Below are 19,413 nucleotides of genomic sequence, written 5' to 3'. Positions count from 1 at the left end.
CCTCGGTCTCGGGTCACGTTGGCGCTCATCGCGCTCCTGGTGCTGGTTGTCATCGCCTGGTTGCTGACTCGCTAGCCGATTAGAGTCGGTCCGGATCCTCTGCTAGATTCCTGACCGTGTCTTCTGCCGCCGAGTACCGCGTCCGCCATCAGTTGGCGTTGATTGCTGTCGGCATCCTGGCAGTCGCCGATATCGACTGTTGTTGATTTCTTCCTTCGTCGAATCGGTTCCGTCGATCCGTTGCCCGCGCGCCTGCATCTCGCGGTCGGGTTCGTGGCGAACCCTCTGTGGTTCACGGTGATCTCGCGATGGCACGCGGACACGGTGGTGCTCCGGTTCGACTTCGGCCATGTCGACTTCTGCCCAGCTCGCATTCACTGCACATCATCACGAAAGGTCCTCTCTCGATGAGGCACAACTCTCGCTACCTACTGACCACCTTCGCGGCCGTGGGAACCCTTCTCCTCACTGCATGCGGGGGTGGATCGAGTGACGTCGTCGGCGGTGAGCCGGACACCGCCAGCGGTCCCGCATTGACTCTCGTGGGGTACGCCGTACCCAAGAACGGTTGGGACGCAATCGGTCCGGCGTTCGCAGCCACCGAGGACGGCGAGGGCACGGCGATCAACGCCGACTACGGCGCATCGGGCAATCAGTCTCGCAAGGTGGCCGACGGCGCACCCGCCGATATCGTCAATTTCTCGGTCGAACCCGACATCACCCGTCTGGTGCAGGCGGGCAAGGTCGACGAGGACTGGAACCAGAATGCCTACGGCGGAGTGCCGTTCGGCTCCGTGGTGACCATCGTCGTGCGCGAGGGCAACCCCAAGAACATTCGTACCTGGGACGATCTGATCAAGCCCGACGTTCAGGTGATCAGCCCCAGCCCGCTCAGCTCGGGCTCGGCCAAGTGGAACCTGCTCGCCCCGTACGCGGCGAAGAGCAACGGCGGCCAGGACAGGCAGGCCGGTCTCGATTTCGTTCGCACCCTCGTCGCCGATCACTTCCCGGTTCAGCCCGAATCCGGCCGCGCCGCAACCGAAGCCTTCCTGCAGGGCCAGGGTGATGCGTTGCTCAGCTACGAAAACGAGGCGCTGCTCATCGAGGAGCAGGGACAGAACGTCGAGCACGTGGACGTTCCCGTCACGTTCCGCATCGACAATCCAGTGGCCGTGATCAACAGCAGTGCCAACCTCGACCGCGCCAATGCGCTGAACGATTTCATCTACACCGACGAGGGGCAGAGGATCTGGGCGGAGTCGGGCTTCCGACCGACGAACCCCGACATCGCGTCGGAGTACTCCGACAAGTTCTTCACCCCCGAACAGCTGTACACCATCGATGATCTCGGTGGTTGGACCCAGGTGGATGCCGATCTGTTCGGTGACAGCGGTGCGATCACGACGATCTATCAGGAAAGTACTCGGTAGCGATCGATGTCATCTTCGACCACCGAAGCCGCAGCTGCGGGTTCGACCGTCTCGCCCGGCACGAGACCACGGTTTCGTGCCGGGCGGGAAGGCCGAAAGTTCAGGGGTCCGGGATCGGTGGGGCCGTTCGGCCTCGGAGTCGCCGTGTTGTGGCTCAGCGTGATCGTGCTGCTTCCGTTGGCAGCATTGACGGTTCAGTCGTTCGACGGCGGTCTGGCCGGCTTCTGGGATGCGGTCACCGTGCCGCGTGCACTGGCCACGTTCAAGGTCACCCTCCTGGTGTCCGTGGCGGCGGCGGTGATCAATCTGTTCCTGGGAACCCTCATCGCGTGGGTCCTGGTGCGGGACGAATTCCCGGGTAAGCGATTCGTCAACGCCCTGATCGATCTGCCGTTCGCGCTGCCGACCATCGTGGCCAGCCTGGTGTTGCTGTCTCTCTACGGACCGGCGAGTCCGATCGGATTGGTGTTCAACGCAACCAAGCCCGCGGTGATCGTCGCGCTGCTGTTCGTCACGTTGCCGTTCGTGGTGCGTGCGGTGCAACCGGTGCTGATCGAGCTGGACAAGGACGTCGAGGAGGCGGCCGCCTCACTGGGTGCGAACAACTGGACCATCTTCCGGCGCATCGTGCTGCCGGTGCTGTTGCCCGCCGTGCTGTCGGGAGGAGGTCTCGCGTTCGCCCGCGCGATCGGCGAATTCGGATCGGTGGTGCTCATCGGAGGCAACATCCCGAACGACACGCAGGTGGCGTCGCAGTACATCCGCGAACTCATCGAATACGACCGGCCCACCGATGCCGCCGCGATCTCGGTGGTGCTGTTGGCGATCGCGTTCGCAGTGTTGTTCGTACTTCGCGTGGTGGGCAATCGGCTGGCCCGACGTGAGGAGCAGATCTCGTGAAAATCGGCCTGCCGATCAAATTGACGCTGCGCACCGTGGCTCTGCTCTACCTCGCCGTTCTGGTGCTGTTCCCCCTCGGGGCAATTCTCTATCGCACCTTCGAGAACGGCGTGGTGACGTTCTTCGAGCAGATCACCACGCCTGCAGCTCAATCCGCCCTGCAGTTGTCTCTGCTCATCGTCGCGATAGTGGTTCCGATCAACATCGTGTTCGGCGTCATCACTGCATTGGCGCTCGTGCGAGGACGGTTCCGCGGCAAGGGCGTACTCGAAGCCGTCGTCGATCTGCCGTTCGCGGTGTCGCCGATCATCACGGGCGTTGCGCTGATCCTGTTGTGGGGAGCCAACGGATGGTTCGGTGGCGTCGAGAGCCTCGGCTTCAAGGTCATCTTCGCACTTCCCGGCATGGTCATCGCGACGATCTTCGTCACGCTTCCGTTCGTCGTGCGCGAGGTCGAACCCGTGCTCTACGAAATCGGTGAGGAGCAGGAAGAGGCCGCCTCGACGCTGGGTGCGTCGTCGTGGCAGACGTTCTGGCGCATCACTCTTCCGGCGATCCGGTGGGGCCTGACCTACGGTGTCGTACTCACCGTCGCGCGTTCGCTCGGCGAGTTCGGTGCCGTCATCATGGTCTCGACCAACCTGCCCGGCATCTCTCAAACACTGACGCTGCTGGTCAATTCACGATACGAGGACTTCAACCAACAGGGCGCGTACGCCGCGTCCACACTGCTCATGGCGATCGCCGTCATCGTGCTGCTGTTGATGACTGCCCTCGACAAGAAGAGGACGAAACAATGACCGAGGCATCCCCCGAGATCGAGATCTCCGTCGTTGGCGGCAACAAGCACTACGGCGATTTCGCCGCGCTCGACAACGTCAGCATCGACATTCCCAAGGGATCGCTGACGGCGCTGCTCGGACCCAGTGGTTCGGGCAAGTCCACTCTGCTTCGCTCCATCGCCGGACTCGAGCAGCTCGACTCCGGTCGAGTGGTGCTCGCAGGCCAGGATGTGACGTGGGTGAGTCCGCAGCGCCGCGAGATCGGATTCGTCTTCCAGCACTACGCGGCGTTCAAACACCTGACGGTGCGTGACAACGTCGCGTTCGGCCTTCAGATTCGCAAGCGGCCCAAGGCCGAGATCGCCAAGAAGGTCGACGAGTTGCTCGAGATCGTGGGGCTGGCCGGTTTCCAGACCCGCTACCCGGCGCAGCTGTCCGGTGGACAACGCCAGCGCATGGCACTGGCTCGCGCTCTCGCCGTCGACCCGCAGGTGCTGCTGCTCGACGAGCCCTTCGGCGCGCTCGACGCGAAGGTGCGTGCCGATCTGCGGACGTGGCTGCGTCGGCTGCACGACGAGGTCCACGTCACCACCGTGCTGGTGACCCACGATCAGGAGGAGGCGCTCGACGTCGCCGACCGGATCGCGGTGCTGAACAAGGGCAGAATCGAACAGGTCGGCACCCCGGAGGATCTCTACGATCGCCCGGCCAACAACTTCGTGATGTCGTTCCTCGGTCAGGTGGCCAGGCTCAACGGACTTCTGGTGCGGCCGCACGACATTCGCGTCGGACGCGACCCGTCGTTGGCGCAGGCTCAGGCGAGCGGGACGGCCGAATCGGCCGGTGTGACGCGTGCCGTCGTCGAGCGGGTGGTGCACCTCGGCTTCGAGGTGAAGGTCGAATTGAAGAACGCGGCAACCGGTGAACTGTTCGCGGCCCAGATCACCCGCGGAGACAGCGAGGCTCTCGGCCTGCGCGAGGGCGAGACCGTCTACGTACGAGCCACCCGTGTGCCCACGATCGCCGACGCCACCGACTCGCGTGCGACGGTGGAGTCGTAGCGGCGCGAGGCCAGTTCGGCCACGGCCGGGTGCGCGCCGATGACCTCGGCGTGCACCACGTCCGGTAGGCCTGCCACCGACGCTTCGATCCGGTCGGTGAGCAGTCCCGGGGCCAGGAACCAAGGTGCCACGACGATGCGGTCGGCTCCCAGCGCGCGCAGCTGTGCGATCGCGTCGGTGGGGGACGGGGAGACCGATGTGGCGAAGCAGGTCACGGCTCCGGCCCAGTGCGTCCCGGCGAGCAGCTTCTGTGCGATCACACGGGTGCGCTGATTCGCCGGTGCCACCGAGGAGCCGACGGCGGCCAGGGCGATGCCGACCGTCGAATCGGAGACTCCGACACCGGTATCGGCGATCCGATCACGGACCGCCTCGATGAGGAGTCGGTCGTCTCCCAGAACGTCGGCCTGCCCGATCGACACGAGAGGGTGTCGCGTCCTCGCTGCGTCCAACAGCTCGGGCAGATCGACTTTCGCGTGGAAAGCCTTGCCCAGCAACATCGGAACGGCGACGATACGGCTGTGACCGGCAGCGGCCAGGTCGTCGACCATCTGATCGACGCGGGGCTCGGAAAGATCGAGAAACGCGACACGCACGTCCAGGTCCGGTCGCCGCCGACGCAGGACGTCGACGGCGCGGTGGACCGCTGCGCTCGAGCGCGGGTCACGGCTGCCGTGGGCAACCGCGATCAGTGCGCTCACGCCGGAACTGCCGACCCCAGCTCGACGGCAGCCAGAGCGTTACCCACGAGTCCGGCAGCCAACGTGTTGCCACCGGCCGGATCGATCAGCAGGAAGCTGCCCGTGTGCCTGTTGACGGCGTAGTCGTCCGCCACGATCGGCTCGGCGACGCGCACGGAGATGCGGCCGATCTCGTTGAGCTCCAACGACTCCGGTCCTTCGTGCGCGATGAGCTCCTGCTCGTCGAACCGTTCGACCAGTGTTCCGACGATGGCCTGGGTGGTGCGAGTGCCGTGCTTGAGCAACAGACGAGCACCCGGGCGAAGCGGCTTCTCGGCGAGCCAGCACACAGTGGCCTCGAAGTCGCCGATCGGCTCGGGCGCATCCTGCGGTGAGGCGATGGTGTCGCCGCGGGAGACGTCGACGTCGTCGGCCAGGACGAGGGTGACGCTGCGTCCGGCATGAGCGGTACGCAACTCGCCGTCGGCGGTGTCTATGCGCTCGACAGTGGTTCGGGTGCCGGAGGGCAGGATGACGACCTCGTCGCCGACGTCGACGGAGCCCGCTGCGACCTGCCCTGCGTATCCGCGATAGTCCGGGAATTCCGCGGTGCGGGGCCGGATCACGTACTGCACGGGGAAACGCAGTCCGACCCGGTGCGGTTCGGCATCGACCGGAACCGACTCGAGGTGCTCGATGAGGGTCGGACCGTCGTAGTACGGGGTCTTGTCGGACTTCACCGCGACGTTGTCGCCGTGCAGTGCGGACACCGGGATCTCGATGACGTCCTCGCTGGACCACCCGAGCGAGGAGGTCAGCGAGTTGAACTCGGCCGAGATCTCGGCGAACACCGTTGCCGGGTCCTCGACCAGATCGATCTTGTTGACCGCGAGCACCAGGCGCGGAACGCCGAGCAGGGCGAGAACCGCTGCGTGCCTACGAGTCTGGGTGATGACACCCTTGCGGGCATCGACCAGAAGGATGACCAGCTGAGCCGTCGACGCGCCGGAGACGGTGTTGCGGGTGTACTGCACGTGGCCGGGGGTATCGGCGAGCACGAAGGAGCGGTGCGGCGTCGCGAAGTAGCGGTAGGCGACGTCGATGGTGATGCCCTGTTCGCGCTCGGCGCGTAGGCCGTCGACGAGCAGCGACAGATCCGGTGTCGCCAGTCCCTTGTCCACCGAGGCCCGTGTTACGGCATCGATCTGGTCTGCCAGAACGGATTTGGTGTCGTACAACAGCCGTCCGACGAGGGTCGACTTACCGTCGTCGACGCTACCTGCGGTGGCGAGGCGAAGAAGTTGCGTTCCCGTGCTGCTCATCAGAAGTATCCTTCTCGTTTGCGATCTTCCATGGCAGCCTCGGAGACGCGGTCGTCTCCGCGGGTGGCTCCGCGTTCGGTCAGTCGTGACGCCGCTACCTCGGCGAGGATTGCCTGGTTGTCGGCGGCCTCGGACAGCACGGCACCGGTGGTGGATCCGTCGCCGACGGTGCGGTAGCGCACCGACAGGGTCTGCAGCTCTTCGCCCTCGGCCGGTCCGCCCCAGACGCCGGGCGTCATCCACATGCCGTCGCGCTGATACACCGGGCGCTGGTGGGCGTAGTAGATGCTGGCCAACTCCACATCGTCACGGGCGATGTAGCGCCAGATATCGAGTTCGGTGAAGTTGCTGAGCGGGAACACACGCACCTGCTCGCCGGGAGAGTGCTTGCCGTTGTACAGGTTCCACAGTTCGGGGCGCTGCTTCTTGGGCTCCCATTGGCCGAATGCGTTGCGCAGCGAGAAGATTCGTTCCTTGGCGCGGGCGCGTTCCTCGTCGCGTCGAGCACCACCGAACACGGCATCGAACCGGTTCTCGGAGATCGCGTCGAGAAGAGGCACGGTCTGCAGCGGGTTGCGGATGCCGTCGGGACGCTCGGTGAGGCGTCCGTCGGCGAGGTACTCCTCGACGCTGGCCACGTGCAGGCGCAGGTTGTACTTGGCGACCACGTGATCGCGGAAGTCCAGCACCTCCTGCAGGTTGTGGCCGGTGTCGACGTGGAGCAGCGCGAACGGCAGGGGAGCGGGCCAGAACGCCTTGATCGCCAGGTGCAGCAGAACGGTCGAGTCCTTGCCGCCGGAGAACAGGATGACGGGGCGCTCGAACTCGCCCGCCACCTCGCGGAAGATGTGGATGGCCTCGGATTCGAGTGCGTCGAGGGTGTCGAACCGATCTGCATCGAGATGGGTTCGACCGACGGTTGCCGAGGTGAGGTCGAGTGTCATGAGGCGTGCAACCCACATTCGGTCTTGGCCTTGCCGGCCCAACGACCGCTGCGCGGGTCGGCTCCGGGGGCAGGTTTGACGGTGCACGGTGCGCACCCGATGGACGGATAGCCCTCGTCGACGAGGGGATTGACCAGAATCGAATGCTCGTCGATGTAGGCCTGCATCTGCTCGTCCGACCACGGTGCGATCGGGTTGATCTTGACCAGGCCGAAAGCGTCGTCGAACGAGATCAGCGGAGCGTTGGCACGGGTGGGGGCCTCCACTCGCCGGATACCGGTGACCCAGGCGCTGTAGTTCGCCAGTTCCTTCTTCAAGGGTGCGACCTTGCGCATCGCGCAGCACCGATTGGGCTCGCGGGCGAACAGGTCCTTGCCCTCGATCGAATCCTGTTCGGCGACAGTCTTCTCGGCGCGGGCATTGACGACATTGACGCCGTAGACGGCCTCGACGGCGTCGCGCGTTCCGATGGTCTCGGCGAAGTGGTAGCCGGTGTCGAGGAACAGCACGTCCACACCCGGGTGAACCTGTGCGGCGAGGTGAACGAGAACCCCGTCCTGCATGTTGGAGGCAACGATGAAGTCGTTACCGAAGGTGTCCTCGGTCCACTGCAGCAGCTCCAGTGGGCTCGCCCCGTCGAGTTCGCGGGCACCGCGCTCGGCGATGTCCTTCAGTTCCTCCACCGTCAAATTCAGCCTGGTACTCATCGCAAATCCGCCTCGTCTGCTCGCACGGCCCACTGAGCGAACCGTTCGCCGTCCTCGCGGTGCTTGTCGAAATTGCGCACCACTCTGTCGATGTAATCTCCCAGCTCGGAGCTGTTCACCTTGTGCTGGCGCAACTTTCGGCCGAACGCACTGTCCAGACCGAGGCTGCCTCCGAGATGAACCTGGAAACCCTCGATCTGATTCCCGGCTCCGTCGTCGACCAACTGCCCCTTGAAGCCGATGTCCGCGATCTGCGACCGCGCGCACGAGTTGGGGCAGCCGTTGATGTTGATCGTGATCGGAACGTCGAGTCGACTGTTGATGTCGGACAGGCGCTCTTCGAGCTCCGGCACCAGAACCTGTGAACGCTTGCGGGTTTCGGCGAACGAGAGCTTGCAGAACTCGATGCCGCTGCAGGCCATCAGGTTCTTGCGCCAGTGCGACGGCCGGGCAGGAAGGCCCAGCGCATCGAGATCGGAGATCAGCTGTTCGAGCGTCTCGTCGGGAACGTCGAGCACGATCAGCTTCTGGTACGGCGTGAATCGCACGCGATCCGATCCGGCCTTCTCGGCGGCGTCGGCGACGGCGGCGAGGACAGTGCCCGAGACACGGCCCGCGATGGGTGCGACGCCGACGGCGTTGAGGCCGTTCTTGAGCTTCTGGATGCCGACGTGGTCGCGGGGCCGAGCGGGCTTCTCGGGAGCCGGGCCGTCGATGAGCTTGCGGTGCAGGTACTCGTCTTCGAGGACCTGGCGGAACTTCTCGATGCCCCAGTCCTTGATGAGGAACTTCAGGCGCGCCTTGGTGCGAAGCCGGCGGTATCCGTAGTCGCGGAAGATCGAGACGACGCCCTCCCACACATCGGGAACGTCCTCGAGCGGGACCCAGACGCCGACGCGCTGCGCGAGCATGGGGTTGGTGGACAGTCCGCCGCCGACCCACAGGTCCAGACCCGGTCCGTGCTCGGGATGCACCACGCCGACGAAGGCGCAGTCGTTGATCTCGTGCACCACGTCCTGCAGGCCGGAGATCGCCGTCTTGAACTTGCGCGGCAGATTGGAGTACTCGGGCTTGCCGATGTAGCGCTCGACGATCTCGTCGATGGCGGAGGTGGGGTCGAGGATCTCGTCGACGGCCTCACCTGCGAGCGGGGAGCCGAGAACGACACGGGGGCAGTCGCCGCACGCTTCGGTGGTCCTCAGACCGACCGCTTCGATTCGACGCCAGATCTCGGGGACGTTCTCCACCTCGATCCAGTGGAACTGCACGTTCTCCCGATCGGAGAGGTCGGCGGTGTCGCGGCCGAAGTCCTGGGAGATCTGCGCCAGTGTGCGAAGCTGCTCGAGATTCAACGCGCCCGCGTCGCAGCGAATGCGCATCATGAAGTACTTGGCCTCGAGCAGGTCGATGTTGTCGTCACCGGTGAACGTGCCGTCGTAGCCCTGTTCGCGCTGGGTGTAGAGGCCCCACCACCGGAAACGGCCGCGAAGATCGCCCTTGTCGATGCTGTCGAAACCCTGCTTGGAGTAGATGTTCTCGATGCGGGCACGCACGTTGAGCGGGTTGTCGTCTTTCTTGGACTGCTCGTTGGCGTTCAGTGGCTCCCGGTAACCCAGTGCCCACTGGCCCTCGGCCCGACGCTTGGTCGGCCGCGGCGTGCGCTCCCGTGGTGTGGCGGGGACAGCGTCGGTGGTCGCGTCGCTGGTCGACGACATGCATTGCTCCTGCATCTTTGTGCTGGCCGGTAACCGGGACGAAACCGCGGACATCTGCGCTTTCGACGACAGCGGGAAACCGGTGGATCGAATGGACGTGCTCGAAGGAGGGCTGGTCAGCAGCCGGTCGCGTGTCGACACGACGCGCTGCAGACACGGCCGAGATCGACGTGGCGGCGCGCCACGAGTCGAATTCCTGAGTCGGTCACGGGAGCCATTGTGCCACGTCATCGCGGCGACGGACGACGGCGGCAGCTATTTACCCCGATTTCGGGGTAAATAGGCTGGCAGGGCGAGTGGGATCGGGTGGGCCTGGACTCTGGGACACTGGAGGGCGTGAATACCGTCCTACCCGTCCCGTCCACCTTCGAGCTGCCGACCGAGGCATTCGACGGGGTGGGGGACCGCGCATTCGGGATCTACGTGCACGTCCCGTTCTGCGCCACCCGATGTGGGTACTGCGACTTCAACACCTACACGGCCGGTGAACTGGGAACGTCGGCGTCACCGCAGTCCTGGTTGGAGGGCCTGCGACGTGAGTTGGACATCGCTGCTGGGCTGATCCAGGCCGGTACGGGCCGCGTTCCGACGGCAGACACCGTCTTCGTCGGCGGTGGCACGCCGTCATTGCTCGGGGGCGACGGGTTGGCCGACGTCCTGGGGGCGGTGCGGTCCAGCTTCGGCCTGACCGACGGCGGCGAGGTGACCACGGAATCCAACCCCGAATCGACGTCGCCTCGATTCTTCGACCGGCTCCGTGATGCGGGCTTCACTCGTATCTCGCTAGGAATGCAGTCCGCTGCGCCACACGTGCTCGCCGTGCTCGATCGCACGCACACGCCCGGTCGCGCGGTCGCCGCAGCCAAGGAAGCACGTGCGGCGGGATTCGAGCACGTCAATCTCGACCTCATCTACGGCACCCCGGGCGAGCGTGACAGTGACCTGGACCAGTCTCTCGCCGCGGTTCTCGACGCCGGTGTCGACCACGTCTCGGCCTACGCGCTGATCGTCGAGGACGGCACCGCCATGGCCCGCAAGGTTCGCCGAGGTGAGCTGCCTGCCCCCGACGACGACGTACTGGCGAGCCGATACGAGCGCATCGACACGGCGTTGAACGCCGCAGGCCTGTCCTGGTACGAGGTGTCGAACTGGGCCACCGACACCGCAGCGCAGTGCCGCCACAACATCGGCTACTGGGACGGCGGCGACTGGTGGGGCGCGGGACCCGGTGCACACAGTCACATCGGCGGCACCCGGTTCTGGAACGTCAAGCACCCGGCCGCATACGCCGATCGCCTCGCCGCAGGTCACCTACCGGTGATGGGCAGCGAACTGCTCAGCGCCGAGGATCGACACCTCGAGGAGCTGATGTTGACCGTGCGGCTTCGCTCGGGAGTGCCGAGAACTCTGCTGGGGCCGGCCGAGCGCGCCGCTGCCGAGCAGACCGTCGCGGACGGGTTGATGGTGGCCCGGGGTGACCATCTCGTGCTGACCGACCGAGGCAGACTGCTGGCCGACGCGGTGGTGCGCACCATCGCAGCCGCCTGAAAAACCTGGCTCAGGCTCCGAGGGCGTCGTAGTCGAACACCCTGGCGTGCAACACAGTTCGATTTCTCAGTGCCGCACGCACAGCGCGGTGCAAGCCGTCCTCGAGATAGATGACGCCGCGGAACTGCACCGCGTGGGGAAACAGATCACCGTAGAAGGTGGAGTCCTCGGACAGCAATCTGTCCAGCTCGAGCACCTTGGTGGTGGTGACGATCTCGTCCAGGCGGAGCTGGCGCGGCGGGATTCTCGACCAGTCTCGGATGGACAGGCCGTGCTCGGGGTACGGCTTTCCGTCACGAACACCCTTGAAGATCATCGCGAGCCTCGAGCCGCTGGACCGAATCGAAAGAACGTTTCCACTCGGACCACAGTAAGGCCTTGCACGAGCATGTGTTCGCCGGCTACTAGACTCGAGCGACGATTGGAAACGAGAACGGAGGTGGGCACCGATGTCGAGCACCGACGACAGGCGGTTCGAGGTTCTACGAGCGATCGTGGCGGACTACGTGTCCACCCAGGAACCCGTCGGTTCGCGTGCGCTGGTCGAGCGCCACAACCTGGGAGTGTCCAGTGCAACAGTGCGCAACGACATGGCTGTGCTCGAGGCCGAGGGCTACATCGCCCAGCCGCACACCAGCTCCGGTCGGGTGCCGACCGACAAGGGCTATCGGCAGTTCGTCGACCGGATAGCCGACGTCAAGCCACTGTCTGCTGCCGAACGTCGCGCCATCCTGGAGTTTCTCGAGAACGGCGTCGACCTGGACGACGTGTTGCGACGCGGCGTTCGATTACTGGCCCAGTTGACCCGCCAGGTGGCCGTGGTGCAGTACCCCACGCTGTCGGCGTCCTCGGTGCGCCACCTGGAAGTGGTGGCGCTCACCCCGGCCCGGCTGCTGCTGGTGCTCATCACCGACTCCGGTCGAGTCGATCAGCGCATCGTCGAACTCGGTGACGTGATCGACGACGAGAACTTGGCTCAGCTGCGGCGTCTCCTCGGTGGTGCGCTGGAAGGCAAGCGGCTGGCGGCGGCGTCGGCTGCGGTGGCCGAACTCGCCGAGAACGCCCCGCCCGCGCTGCGCGACGCGATGATTCGATCGGCAACGGTGCTGGTGGAATCACTCGTCGAGCACCCCGAGGAACGCCTGGTACTCGGCGGCACGGCGAACCTGACGCGCAACGCCGCGGACTTCGCGGGCGACGCGGGGTTTCCCGGGTCGCTCAGAGCGGTACTCGAGGCACTGGAAGAGCAAGTGGTGGTGCTCAAGCTGCTCGCCGTGACACAGGACACCCGAACGGTCACGGTGCGGATCGGCGAGGAAACGCAGGTCGAGGAGATGCGCGGAACGTCGGTGATTTCCACCGGGTACGGGTCGGCTGGCATGGTCCTCGGAGGAATGGGTGTTCTCGGGCCGACCCGAATGGACTACCCAGGAACAATCGCGTCGGTCGCCGCGGTTGCCAGGTACATCGGCGAGGTCCTGGCCGAACGCTGACGACGAGCGAGAACCGATCGAACGACGGCCGCGGGGGCGCGGGCGGCCGCACACAGCACTATCGAACGAGATTCATCTTCTAGGACGAAAGAGACGACGTGGCACGGGATTATTACGGGACTTTGGGCGTCGGCCAGCAGGCGACGGACCAGGAGATCAAGCGCGCCTACCGCAAACTGGCGCGAGAACTGCACCCGGACGTCAACCCGGACGAGGCCGCTCAGGCACGGTTCAAGGACATCTCCACCGCATACGAGGTGCTCTCGGATCCGGAGAAGCGTCGCATCGTCGACCTCGGCGGCGACCCGCTCCAGCAGGGCGGCGGAGGCGGCGGTGGATTCGGCGGAGCCGGATTCGGCGGCGGCCTCGGGGACGTGTTCGAAGCGTTCTTCGGTGGCGGCGCGGGCGGCTCCCAGCGCGGGCCCAAGGGCCGTGTGCAGCCGGGCGCGGACTCGCTGCTGCGTACCAAGCTCACCCTCGACGAGTGCGCCACCGGCGTGACCAAGCACATCACCGTCGACACGGCGATCCTGTGCGACCTGTGCACGGGCTCGGGCACCAACGGCGACTCCAAGCCGGTCCGCTGCGAGACCTGCGGAGGTGCCGGCGAAGTGCAATCGGTACAGCGCTCGTTCCTCGGCCAGGTGATGACCAGCCGTCCGTGCCCCACCTGCCGCGGCGCCGGCGAGACCATCCCCGACCCCTGCCGCAAGTGCGGCGGCGACGGTCGCGTCCGGTCGCGTCGCGACATCTCGGTCAAGGTGCCGGTCGGCGTGAGCAACGGTATGCGGATCCGACTGGCCTCGCAGGGCGAGGTCGGTCCGGGCGGCGGACCCGCGGGTGACCTGTACGTGGAGATCGTCGAACAGCAGCACGAGGTGTTCGTGCGCGACGGTGACGACCTGCACTGCACCGTTCGCGTCCCGATGGTCGACGCGGCACTCGGCACCTCGGTCACCGTCGACGCGATCATCGACGGACCCACCGAGATCTCGATCGAGCAAGGCACACAACCGAATTCGACCACGGTGCTACGCGGTCACGGTATGCCCAAGCTGCGGTCGGGCATTCGCGGCGATCTGCACGCGCACCTCGAGGTCATCGTGCCGACCAAACTCGACAGCAAGCAGACCCATCTGCTCGAACAGCTCAGGTCGATGCGCGACCGCGACTCGGCGGAGGTGGTCACCACCGGCTCGGCGCACAGCGGTGGCCTGTTCTCGCGGTTGCGGGAAGCTTTCAGCGGTCGCTGATCGATGGCCCCCACGGTCTTCTACCTCTCCCCGCTGCCGAACGTCGGCGAGGTCGCGGTGCTCGACGGCAAAGAAGGTCATCACGCCGCGACGGTGCGACGCATCCGCGTCGGCGAGCGGGTGCTGCTCGGTGACGGAGCGGGCGGTCTGGCCGACACGGTCGTGGCCGCAGCGGAGAAGAACCGACTGGAGCTGACAGTCCAAGCACGCAGCGAGATGCCACGTCCCACTCCGGTGGTGACGCTGGTGCAGGCATTGCCGAAGGCGGACCGATCGGAACTGGCCGTCGAGCTGGCCACCGAGGCAGGCGTCGACGCCGTGGTTCCCTGGCAGTCCGCGCGATGCGTCGCCCGGTGGGAGGGCCCGAAGGCATCCAAGGGCGTCGCGAAGTGGCGGAGTACCGCGGCCGAGGCCGCCAAGCAGTCGCGTCGGGCATTCATCCCCGAAGTCTCCGAGCTGCACGATTCGCGTGCGGTCGACGCCTTCGTGCGCGGCGTCGTGGAGCGCGGTGGAATCGTGGCGGTCCTGCACGAGGCGGCCACCTCGGCGTTCCGAGACCTGCCGTTCGACTCGGTGCCCGAGGTCGCGATCGTCGTGGGACCCGAGGGTGGCCTCGACGACCGAGAGGTGACCGCCCTGACCGAGGCGGGTGCAACCCCGGTCGTGCTCGGCCCTACGGTGCTGCGGACCTCGACGGCAGGAGCGGTGGCCCTCGGCGCGCTCGGGGTTCTGACCTCGCGGTGGGCACAGTTGCCGCCCGACTTCCAGAACGCATGAGCGCACGGATCAAGATCGCCTACGGCGAACACCCGGAGCAGTTCGGCCACCTCTACCTGCCGGCCGAACCCGTCGACGACACGACCCCGGTGGTCGTGGTGGTGCACGGCGGGTTCTGGAGCGGACAGTACGGATCCAATCTGGGTACCCAGTTCGCCCGCGCCGTGGCCGGAGCCGGAGCGGTGGCGTGGAACATCGAGTACCGACGCGTCGGCGCAGGCGGACACTGGCCGGAGATGCAGTCCGACGTGACCGCAGCACTCGACGTGGTCGCGGGGGAACTGCAGCACCACGCCCCGGTCGGGATCGACGACGTGCGCGTGATCGGGCACTCCGCAGGCGGGCACCTGGCCGTGTGGCTCGGCGGAGAGACCGGCACGAAGGTCCGCCCGTCACGCATCGTCTCGCAGGCCGGCGTTCTCGATCTCGAACCGCGAGGTGCGTCGGGACGCACCAACCCGGCGGTCGAGGCGCTGTTGCAGGCCCGGTACCAGGACGACCCCGCGCCGTACCGATCCGCCTCGCCTGCTGCCCGTGCACCCATCGGTATCCCGACGATCTGCCTGCACGGGGCCGAGGACGTCCAGGTGCCCGCCGCGCAGAGCGAGCGGTACGTCGCGCTGGCGCGAGCCGCCGGAGACGACGCCCGACTGACGATCGTGCCTGGGGAAGACCACTTCGCTTTCCTGAACCCCGATTCGCGGTGTTGGGCGCTCTCGCTCGACGCCGTGCTCGGTGCCACCGCCGGTTAATGGGAATGCGCATCGTTGCTGCGGCGTTAAACTCCATCCATAGCAAGTGCACATCCGAGCAGCCGACACCAGAGAGCAGGCCATAGCCACCACGTGAGTGAACACAGCGAATTTCCCGCCGAGCGTGACGTTCGGTCCACCTTGGAACTCGCCCCCGAAGCGGTGATGCCACTGCTGGGACAGTCCGACGAGAATCTGCGGGCGCTCGAGCAGATGCTGACGGCAGACATCCACGTACGAGGAAACGCCGTGACGCTCACCGGAAAAGTGGCGGATGTGGCGCTGGCCGAACGGGTGATCTCCGAGTTGGCCGCGCTGGCCAAGCGTGCTCAGCCACTGACTCCCGATGCGGTGCGCCGATCGATCGCCATGCTCACCGAGGGCGTGTCGGATTCACCGGCCGAGGTGCTCAGCCTCGACATCCTCTCGCGCCGCGGCAAGACGATCCGGCCCAAGACGCTGAACCAGAAGCGGTACGTCGATGCGATCGACGCCAACACCATCGTGTTCGGCATCGGCCCGGCCGGTACCGGCAAGACGTACCTGGCGATGGCGAAGGCCGTGCAGGCATTGCAGACCAAGCAGGTCAGCCGCATCATCCTGACGCGTCCTGCAGTGGAGGCGGGGGAGCGCCTCGGCTTCCTGCCCGGAACGCTGCACGAGAAGATCGACCCGTACCTGCGCCCGCTGCACGATGCGTTGCACGACATGATGGACGACGAAGCGATCCCCAAGCTGATGCAGGCGGGGGTCATCGAAGTCGCCCCGCTCGCCTACATGCGCGGCCGCACGCTCAACGACGCATTCATCATTCTCGACGAGGCACAGAACACCACCGCCGAGCAGATGAAGATGTTCCTGACGCGACTCGGATTCGGGTCGAAGATCGTCGTCACCGGCGACGTGACGCAGGTGGACCTTCCCGGTGGCGCGCGATCCGGGCTGCGCGCGGCGTCCGAGATCCTCACCGACGTCGACGACATCCACTTCGCGCAGTTGACCAGCAGCGACGTGGTGCGGCACCGGTTGGTTTCGGAGATCGTCGACGCGTACGAGCGGTTCGAGTCGACGTCGGAAGGCGTCATTGCCAATCGGGCGCAACGGCGGACCGGTGGACCGCGTTCGGCGAGAAGATGATTCAGGCGTACGGAACGACAGATGCAGGCAACGAGAGCGTGGGTAGTGGCTAGATGAGTATCGAAGTGTCCAACGAGTCGGGGATGGACATCTCCGAACCCGAGCTGGTCTCGGTCGCACGGTTCGCGATCGCCGGCATGGACGTGCATCCCGCCGCGGAACTGTCGATGGTGCTGGTCGATTCGGCCACGATGGCCGATCTGCACATGCGGTGGATGGATCTGCCCGGCCCCACCGACGTGATGTCGTTTCCGATGGACGAGCTCGAGCCGGGCGGTCGTCCCGATGCGCCCGAGCCAGGACCGGCGATGCTCGGCGACATCGTGCTGTGCCCGTCGTTCGCCGCGGATCAGGCTGCAGCTGCGGGACATTCGCTCGAGCACGAGTTGGCGTTGCTGACCGTGCACGGTGTGTTGCACCTGCTCGGTTACGACCACGCCGAGCCGGACGAAGAGAAGGAAATGTTCGAGCTGCAGAACCGTCTGCTGGCCGAATGGTACGAGGACGCAAGGCGAGCGGAACAGGCTGCCGAACAGGCCGCCCGCGATGCCCGGCTCCTCGGCAAGGCCGGTTTCGTCGATGGACTCGATCGATGAGCTGCGTCGTCGAACAGGTGGAAGTGTGGGGTCGTAGCGCGTGAGCAGTGCTGCTGCGCTCATCGTGTTCGCTGTCCTTCTGGTGCCTCTCGGAGGCCTGTTCGCTGCCGTCGATTCCGCGCTGAACACGGTGTCGCGGGCGCGAATCGACGACATGGTCAAGGACGAGCGCCCCGGTGCCGCCGGCCTCGTCGTGGTGGTCGGCGACCGCCCGCGGTACGTCAACCTGATGGTGCTGCTGCGCATTCTGTGCGAAATCGGCGGCACGGTGTTGCTCGCGGGTGGCCTGACGCAGTTGATCGACTCCACCACGGCACTGGTGATCAGCGCGGTGGCGATGGTGTTGGTCAGTTACGTCGTGATCGGTGTCGGTCCGCGAACCCTCGGTCGGCAGAACGCGTACTCGATCGCGTTGGCGGCAGCACTGCCGCTGCGTGCACTCGGGTGGCTCCTCGGGCCGATCAGCCGCCTGCTCATTCTCATCGGTAACGCGATCACCCCCGGTAAGGGATTTCGCAACGGCCCCTTCGCTTCCGAGATCGAACTGCGTGAACTGGTGGACATGGCCCGCGAGCGCGGTGTCGTGGCCGACGACGAACGGCGGATGATCCAGTCGGTGTTCGAACTCGGAGACACCTCCGCCCGTGAGGTCATGGTTCCGCGCCCCGAGATGGTGTGGATCGAGTCCGACAAATCAGCAGGACAGGCCACGTCGTTGGCCGTGCGCAGCGGCCACTCCCGCATCCCGGTGATCGGCGAGAACGTGGACGACGTGGTGGGGGTCGTCTACCTCAAAGACCTTGTGCAGCAGACGTATCACTCCACCGACGGTGGCCGCGGAGTGCAGGTGTCCGAGGTGATGCGTCCGGCCGTCTTCGTTCCCGACTCCAAGGCGCTCGACAGTCTGCTCGCCGAGATGCAGCGCGATCGCAACCACATGGCCCTGCTCGTCGACGAGTACGGAGGCATCGCCGGACTGGTGACCATCGAGGACGTGATCGAGGAAATCGTCGGCGAGATCGCCGACGAATACGACTCCGACGAGGTTGCGCCCATCGAGGAACTGGACGACGGACGTTACCGGCTGTCCTCGCGGTTGCCGCTCGAGGACCTCGGCGAGATCTTCGGCATCGACATCGAATCCGAGGAAGTCGACACCGTCGGTGGACTCCTCGGCTACGAACTCGGCCGAGTGCCGTTGCCCGGTTCGCAGGTGATCACCCACGGACTCCTGCTGCGCGGAGAAGGTGGAGCCGACCCGAAGGGGCGCGTCCGTATTGCCACGGTCCTGGTCGAGAAGCTCGAACCGGACGAAGAAACCACCGAGGACGACGACTCGTCGGACGTCACTCGCCAACACTGAAATCTGGAGGTGCTCTTGTGTCAGAGCAGAACAACGGTGAGTTCCGATCCGGATTCGTCTGTTTCGTAGGTCGACCCAACACCGGCAAATCCACGCTGACCAATGCGTTGGTGGGATCGAAGATCGCCATCACGTCCTCACGTCCCCAAACGACGCGGCACACCATCCGCGGCATCGTGCACCGAGAGCACGCCCAGCTGATCCTGGTCGACACGCCGGGCCTGCACCGACCGAGAACGCTACTTGGTCAACGCCTCAACGACCTGGTGCAGGACACCTACTCCGAGGTCGACGTCATCGGACTCTGCATCCCCGCGGACGAGAAGATCGGGCCCGGCGACCGGTGGATTCTCGAACAGGTGCGGCACATCGCGCCCAAGACGACGCTCATCGGCATCGTGACCAAGATCGACAAGGTCAAGAAGGAACGCGTCGTACAGCAGCTGATGTCGCTGTCGAAGCTGCTCGGTGAGAATTCGCACGTAATCCCGGTGTCGGCCGAATCGGGCGAGCAGATCGAGAAGCTCGTCGATCTGCTGGCCTCCGAACTGCCGCAGGGCCCGGCGTTCTACCCCGACGGAGAACTCACCGACGAGCCCGAGGAAATCCTCATGGCCGAACTCATCCGTGAGGCCGCGCTCGAAGGCGTCCGCGACGAGCTGCCACACTCGCTGGCCGTCGTCATCGACGAGGTCACCCCCCGCGAGGGTCACGACAACATGCTCGACGTGCACGCCATCATGTACGTGGAGCGATCGAGCCAGAAGGCGATCATCATCGGCAAGGGTGGTTCGCGACTCAAAGAGGTCGGCACGGCGTCGCGACTGCAGATCGAGAAGCTACTCGGCACCAGAATCTACCTGGACCTGCACGTCAAAATCGCGAAGGACTGGCAGACCGACCCGAAGCAGATGGGCAAGCTCGGCTTCTGACCGGAGCGGCTTCGCCGCACG

At 65.7% G+C, this 19,413-nt stretch carries 20 protein-coding genes; 14 read left to right on the top strand and 6 right to left on the bottom strand.

Annotation, left to right across the window (positions count from 1 at the left end):
- The first annotated feature begins 116 nt into the window (after positions 1-116).
- The 5 genes from CH274_RS29995 to CH274_RS13870 all read left to right on the top strand — a co-directional run bounded on the left by CH274_RS29995 (position 117) and on the right by CH274_RS13870 (position 4,173).
- A complete protein-coding gene (locus CH274_RS29995) occupies positions 117-206 on the top strand; it encodes an Ms4533A family Cys-rich leader peptide (protein WP_327205197.1) in 90 nt (29 codons plus the stop codon).
- Positions 207-407: 201 nt separating this feature from the next.
- The gene (locus tag CH274_RS13885; RefSeq protein WP_094657791.1) at positions 408-1,430 is read left to right on the top strand and encodes a sulfate ABC transporter substrate-binding protein; all 1,023 of its coding nucleotides are present in this window, start codon (positions 408-410) and stop codon (positions 1,428-1,430) included.
- Between the two features lie 6 nt (positions 1,431-1,436).
- Entirely contained in the window at positions 1,437-2,330 is an 894-nt protein-coding gene (gene cysT, locus CH274_RS13880) for a sulfate ABC transporter permease subunit CysT (RefSeq protein ID WP_032394554.1), read from the top strand.
- On the top strand, positions 2,327-3,130 hold the full coding sequence (gene cysW, locus CH274_RS13875) for a sulfate ABC transporter permease subunit CysW (RefSeq protein WP_032394553.1): 804 nt from the start codon (positions 2,327-2,329) through the stop codon (positions 3,128-3,130). The genes cysT and cysW overlap by 4 nt, the downstream gene beginning before the upstream one ends.
- Entirely contained in the window at positions 3,127-4,173 is a 1,047-nt protein-coding gene (locus CH274_RS13870) for a sulfate/molybdate ABC transporter ATP-binding protein (protein ID WP_094647570.1), read from the top strand. The genes cysW and CH274_RS13870 overlap by 4 nt, the downstream gene beginning before the upstream one ends.
- Here the strand turns inward: CH274_RS13870 and CH274_RS13865 are convergent.
- From CH274_RS13865 to CH274_RS13845, 5 genes are read right to left on the bottom strand one after another with little or no spacing between them, the layout of a single operon-like run.
- A complete protein-coding gene (locus CH274_RS13865; protein WP_094657790.1) occupies positions 4,104-4,874 on the bottom strand; it encodes a sirohydrochlorin chelatase in 771 nt (256 codons plus the stop codon). The genes CH274_RS13870 and CH274_RS13865 overlap by 70 nt on opposite strands.
- On the bottom strand, positions 4,871-6,175 hold the full coding sequence (locus tag CH274_RS13860; protein WP_045194662.1) for a sulfate adenylyltransferase subunit 1: 1,305 nt from the start codon (positions 6,173-6,175) through the stop codon (positions 4,871-4,873). Before CH274_RS13860 ends, CH274_RS13865 begins: the two co-directional genes overlap by 4 nt.
- A complete protein-coding gene (gene cysD / locus CH274_RS13855; RefSeq protein WP_032394549.1) occupies positions 6,175-7,119 on the bottom strand; it encodes a sulfate adenylyltransferase subunit CysD in 945 nt (314 codons plus the stop codon). The genes CH274_RS13860 and cysD overlap by 1 nt, the downstream gene beginning before the upstream one ends.
- Positions 7,116-7,826: a phosphoadenylyl-sulfate reductase gene (locus tag CH274_RS13850; protein WP_032394757.1), complete on the bottom strand. Its 711-nt coding sequence runs from the start codon at positions 7,824-7,826 to the stop codon at positions 7,116-7,118. Before CH274_RS13850 ends, cysD begins: the two co-directional genes overlap by 4 nt.
- On the bottom strand, positions 7,823-9,541 hold the full coding sequence (locus CH274_RS13845; RefSeq protein ID WP_094658029.1) for a nitrite/sulfite reductase: 1,719 nt from the start codon (positions 9,539-9,541) through the stop codon (positions 7,823-7,825). The genes CH274_RS13850 and CH274_RS13845 overlap by 4 nt, the downstream gene beginning before the upstream one ends.
- A 336-nt stretch (positions 9,542-9,877) precedes the next feature.
- Between CH274_RS13845 and hemW the strand changes: the two genes are divergently transcribed.
- Positions 9,878-11,089, top strand: a complete 1,212-nt coding sequence (gene hemW / locus CH274_RS13840) for a radical SAM family heme chaperone HemW (protein WP_094657789.1) — start codon at positions 9,878-9,880, stop codon at positions 11,087-11,089.
- Positions 11,090-11,099: 10 nt separating this feature from the next.
- Here hemW and CH274_RS13835 read toward each other — a convergent pair whose 3' ends face one another.
- Entirely contained in the window at positions 11,100-11,405 is a 306-nt protein-coding gene (locus tag CH274_RS13835) for a type II toxin-antitoxin system VapB family antitoxin (RefSeq protein ID WP_008715485.1), read from the bottom strand.
- A gap of 133 nt (positions 11,406-11,538) precedes the next feature.
- Here CH274_RS13835 and hrcA point away from each other — a divergent pair, with 133 nt between their 5' ends.
- The 8 genes from hrcA (at position 11,539) to era (ending at position 19,392) form a co-directional block, all read left to right on the top strand.
- Positions 11,539-12,582: a heat-inducible transcriptional repressor HrcA gene (gene hrcA, locus CH274_RS13830; protein ID WP_027497502.1), complete on the top strand. Its 1,044-nt coding sequence runs from the start codon at positions 11,539-11,541 to the stop codon at positions 12,580-12,582.
- Between the two features lie 98 nt (positions 12,583-12,680).
- Positions 12,681-13,835 carry a molecular chaperone DnaJ gene (gene dnaJ, locus CH274_RS13825; protein ID WP_094657788.1) on the top strand — a complete coding sequence of 385 codons (1,155 nt, stop codon included), beginning with the start codon at positions 12,681-12,683 and terminating at the stop codon, positions 13,833-13,835.
- A 3-nt stretch (positions 13,836-13,838) separates the two neighbouring features.
- Positions 13,839-14,612: a 16S rRNA (uracil(1498)-N(3))-methyltransferase gene (locus tag CH274_RS13820; RefSeq protein ID WP_094647575.1), complete on the top strand. Its 774-nt coding sequence runs from the start codon at positions 13,839-13,841 to the stop codon at positions 14,610-14,612.
- Positions 14,609-15,364, top strand: coding sequence for an alpha/beta hydrolase family protein (locus tag CH274_RS13815; protein ID WP_094657787.1), 756 nt, complete (start codon positions 14,609-14,611; stop codon positions 15,362-15,364). The genes CH274_RS13820 and CH274_RS13815 overlap by 4 nt, the downstream gene beginning before the upstream one ends.
- Before the next feature lie 93 nt (positions 15,365-15,457).
- Complete coding sequence (locus tag CH274_RS13810) at positions 15,458-16,501, top strand: PhoH family protein (RefSeq protein WP_094657786.1); 1,044 nt, start codon at positions 15,458-15,460, stop codon at positions 16,499-16,501.
- Between the two features lie 53 nt (positions 16,502-16,554).
- Positions 16,555-17,097: an rRNA maturation RNase YbeY gene (gene ybeY / locus CH274_RS13805; protein WP_032394543.1), complete on the top strand. Its 543-nt coding sequence runs from the start codon at positions 16,555-16,557 to the stop codon at positions 17,095-17,097.
- Between the two features lie 40 nt (positions 17,098-17,137).
- The gene (locus tag CH274_RS13800; protein ID WP_032394542.1) at positions 17,138-18,460 is read left to right on the top strand and encodes a hemolysin family protein; all 1,323 of its coding nucleotides are present in this window, start codon (positions 17,138-17,140) and stop codon (positions 18,458-18,460) included.
- A gap of 17 nt (positions 18,461-18,477) precedes the next feature.
- The gene (gene era, locus CH274_RS13795; RefSeq protein ID WP_094612778.1) at positions 18,478-19,392 is read left to right on the top strand and encodes a GTPase Era; all 915 of its coding nucleotides are present in this window, start codon (positions 18,478-18,480) and stop codon (positions 19,390-19,392) included.
- Positions 19,393-19,413: the final 21 nt, after the last annotated feature.

It is taken from the genome of Rhodococcus sp. 06-418-5 (assembly GCF_002258285.1).
GTDB lineage: Bacteria > Actinomycetota > Actinomycetes > Mycobacteriales > Mycobacteriaceae > Rhodococcoides.
This window is presented reverse-complemented; position numbering and strand designations above follow the sequence as displayed.

What these genes read in the sequence shown, in the direction of transcription:
- CH274_RS13885 (WP_094657791.1), top strand. Translation starts at nt 408, where the DNA reads ATGAGGCACAACTCTCGCTACCTACTGACCACCTTCGCGGCCGTGGGA.
- cysT (WP_032394554.1), top strand. Translation starts at nt 1,437, where the DNA reads ATGTCATCTTCGACCACCGAAGCCGCAGCTGCGGGTTCGACCGTCTCG.
- CH274_RS13870 (WP_094647570.1), top strand. Translation starts at nt 3,127, where the DNA reads ATGACCGAGGCATCCCCCGAGATCGAGATCTCCGTCGTTGGCGGCAAC.
- CH274_RS13860 (WP_045194662.1), bottom strand. Translation starts at nt 6,175, where the DNA reads ATGAGCAGCACGGGAACGCAACTTCTTCGCCTCGCCACCGCAGGTAGC.
- cysD (WP_032394549.1), bottom strand. Translation starts at nt 7,119, where the DNA reads ATGACACTCGACCTCACCTCGGCAACCGTCGGTCGAACCCATCTCGAT.
- CH274_RS13850 (WP_032394757.1), bottom strand. Translation starts at nt 7,826, where the DNA reads ATGAGTACCAGGCTGAATTTGACGGTGGAGGAACTGAAGGACATCGCC.
- CH274_RS13845 (WP_094658029.1), bottom strand. Translation starts at nt 9,541, where the DNA reads ATGTCGTCGACCAGCGACGCGACCACCGACGCTGTCCCCGCCACACCA.
- CH274_RS13835 (WP_008715485.1), bottom strand. Translation starts at nt 11,405, where the DNA reads ATGATCTTCAAGGGTGTTCGTGACGGAAAGCCGTACCCCGAGCACGGC.
- hrcA (WP_027497502.1), top strand. Translation starts at nt 11,539, where the DNA reads ATGTCGAGCACCGACGACAGGCGGTTCGAGGTTCTACGAGCGATCGTG.
- CH274_RS13820 (WP_094647575.1), top strand. Translation starts at nt 13,839, where the DNA reads ATGGCCCCCACGGTCTTCTACCTCTCCCCGCTGCCGAACGTCGGCGAG.
- CH274_RS13815 (WP_094657787.1), top strand. Translation starts at nt 14,609, where the DNA reads ATGAGCGCACGGATCAAGATCGCCTACGGCGAACACCCGGAGCAGTTC.
- ybeY (WP_032394543.1), top strand. Translation starts at nt 16,555, where the DNA reads ATGAGTATCGAAGTGTCCAACGAGTCGGGGATGGACATCTCCGAACCC.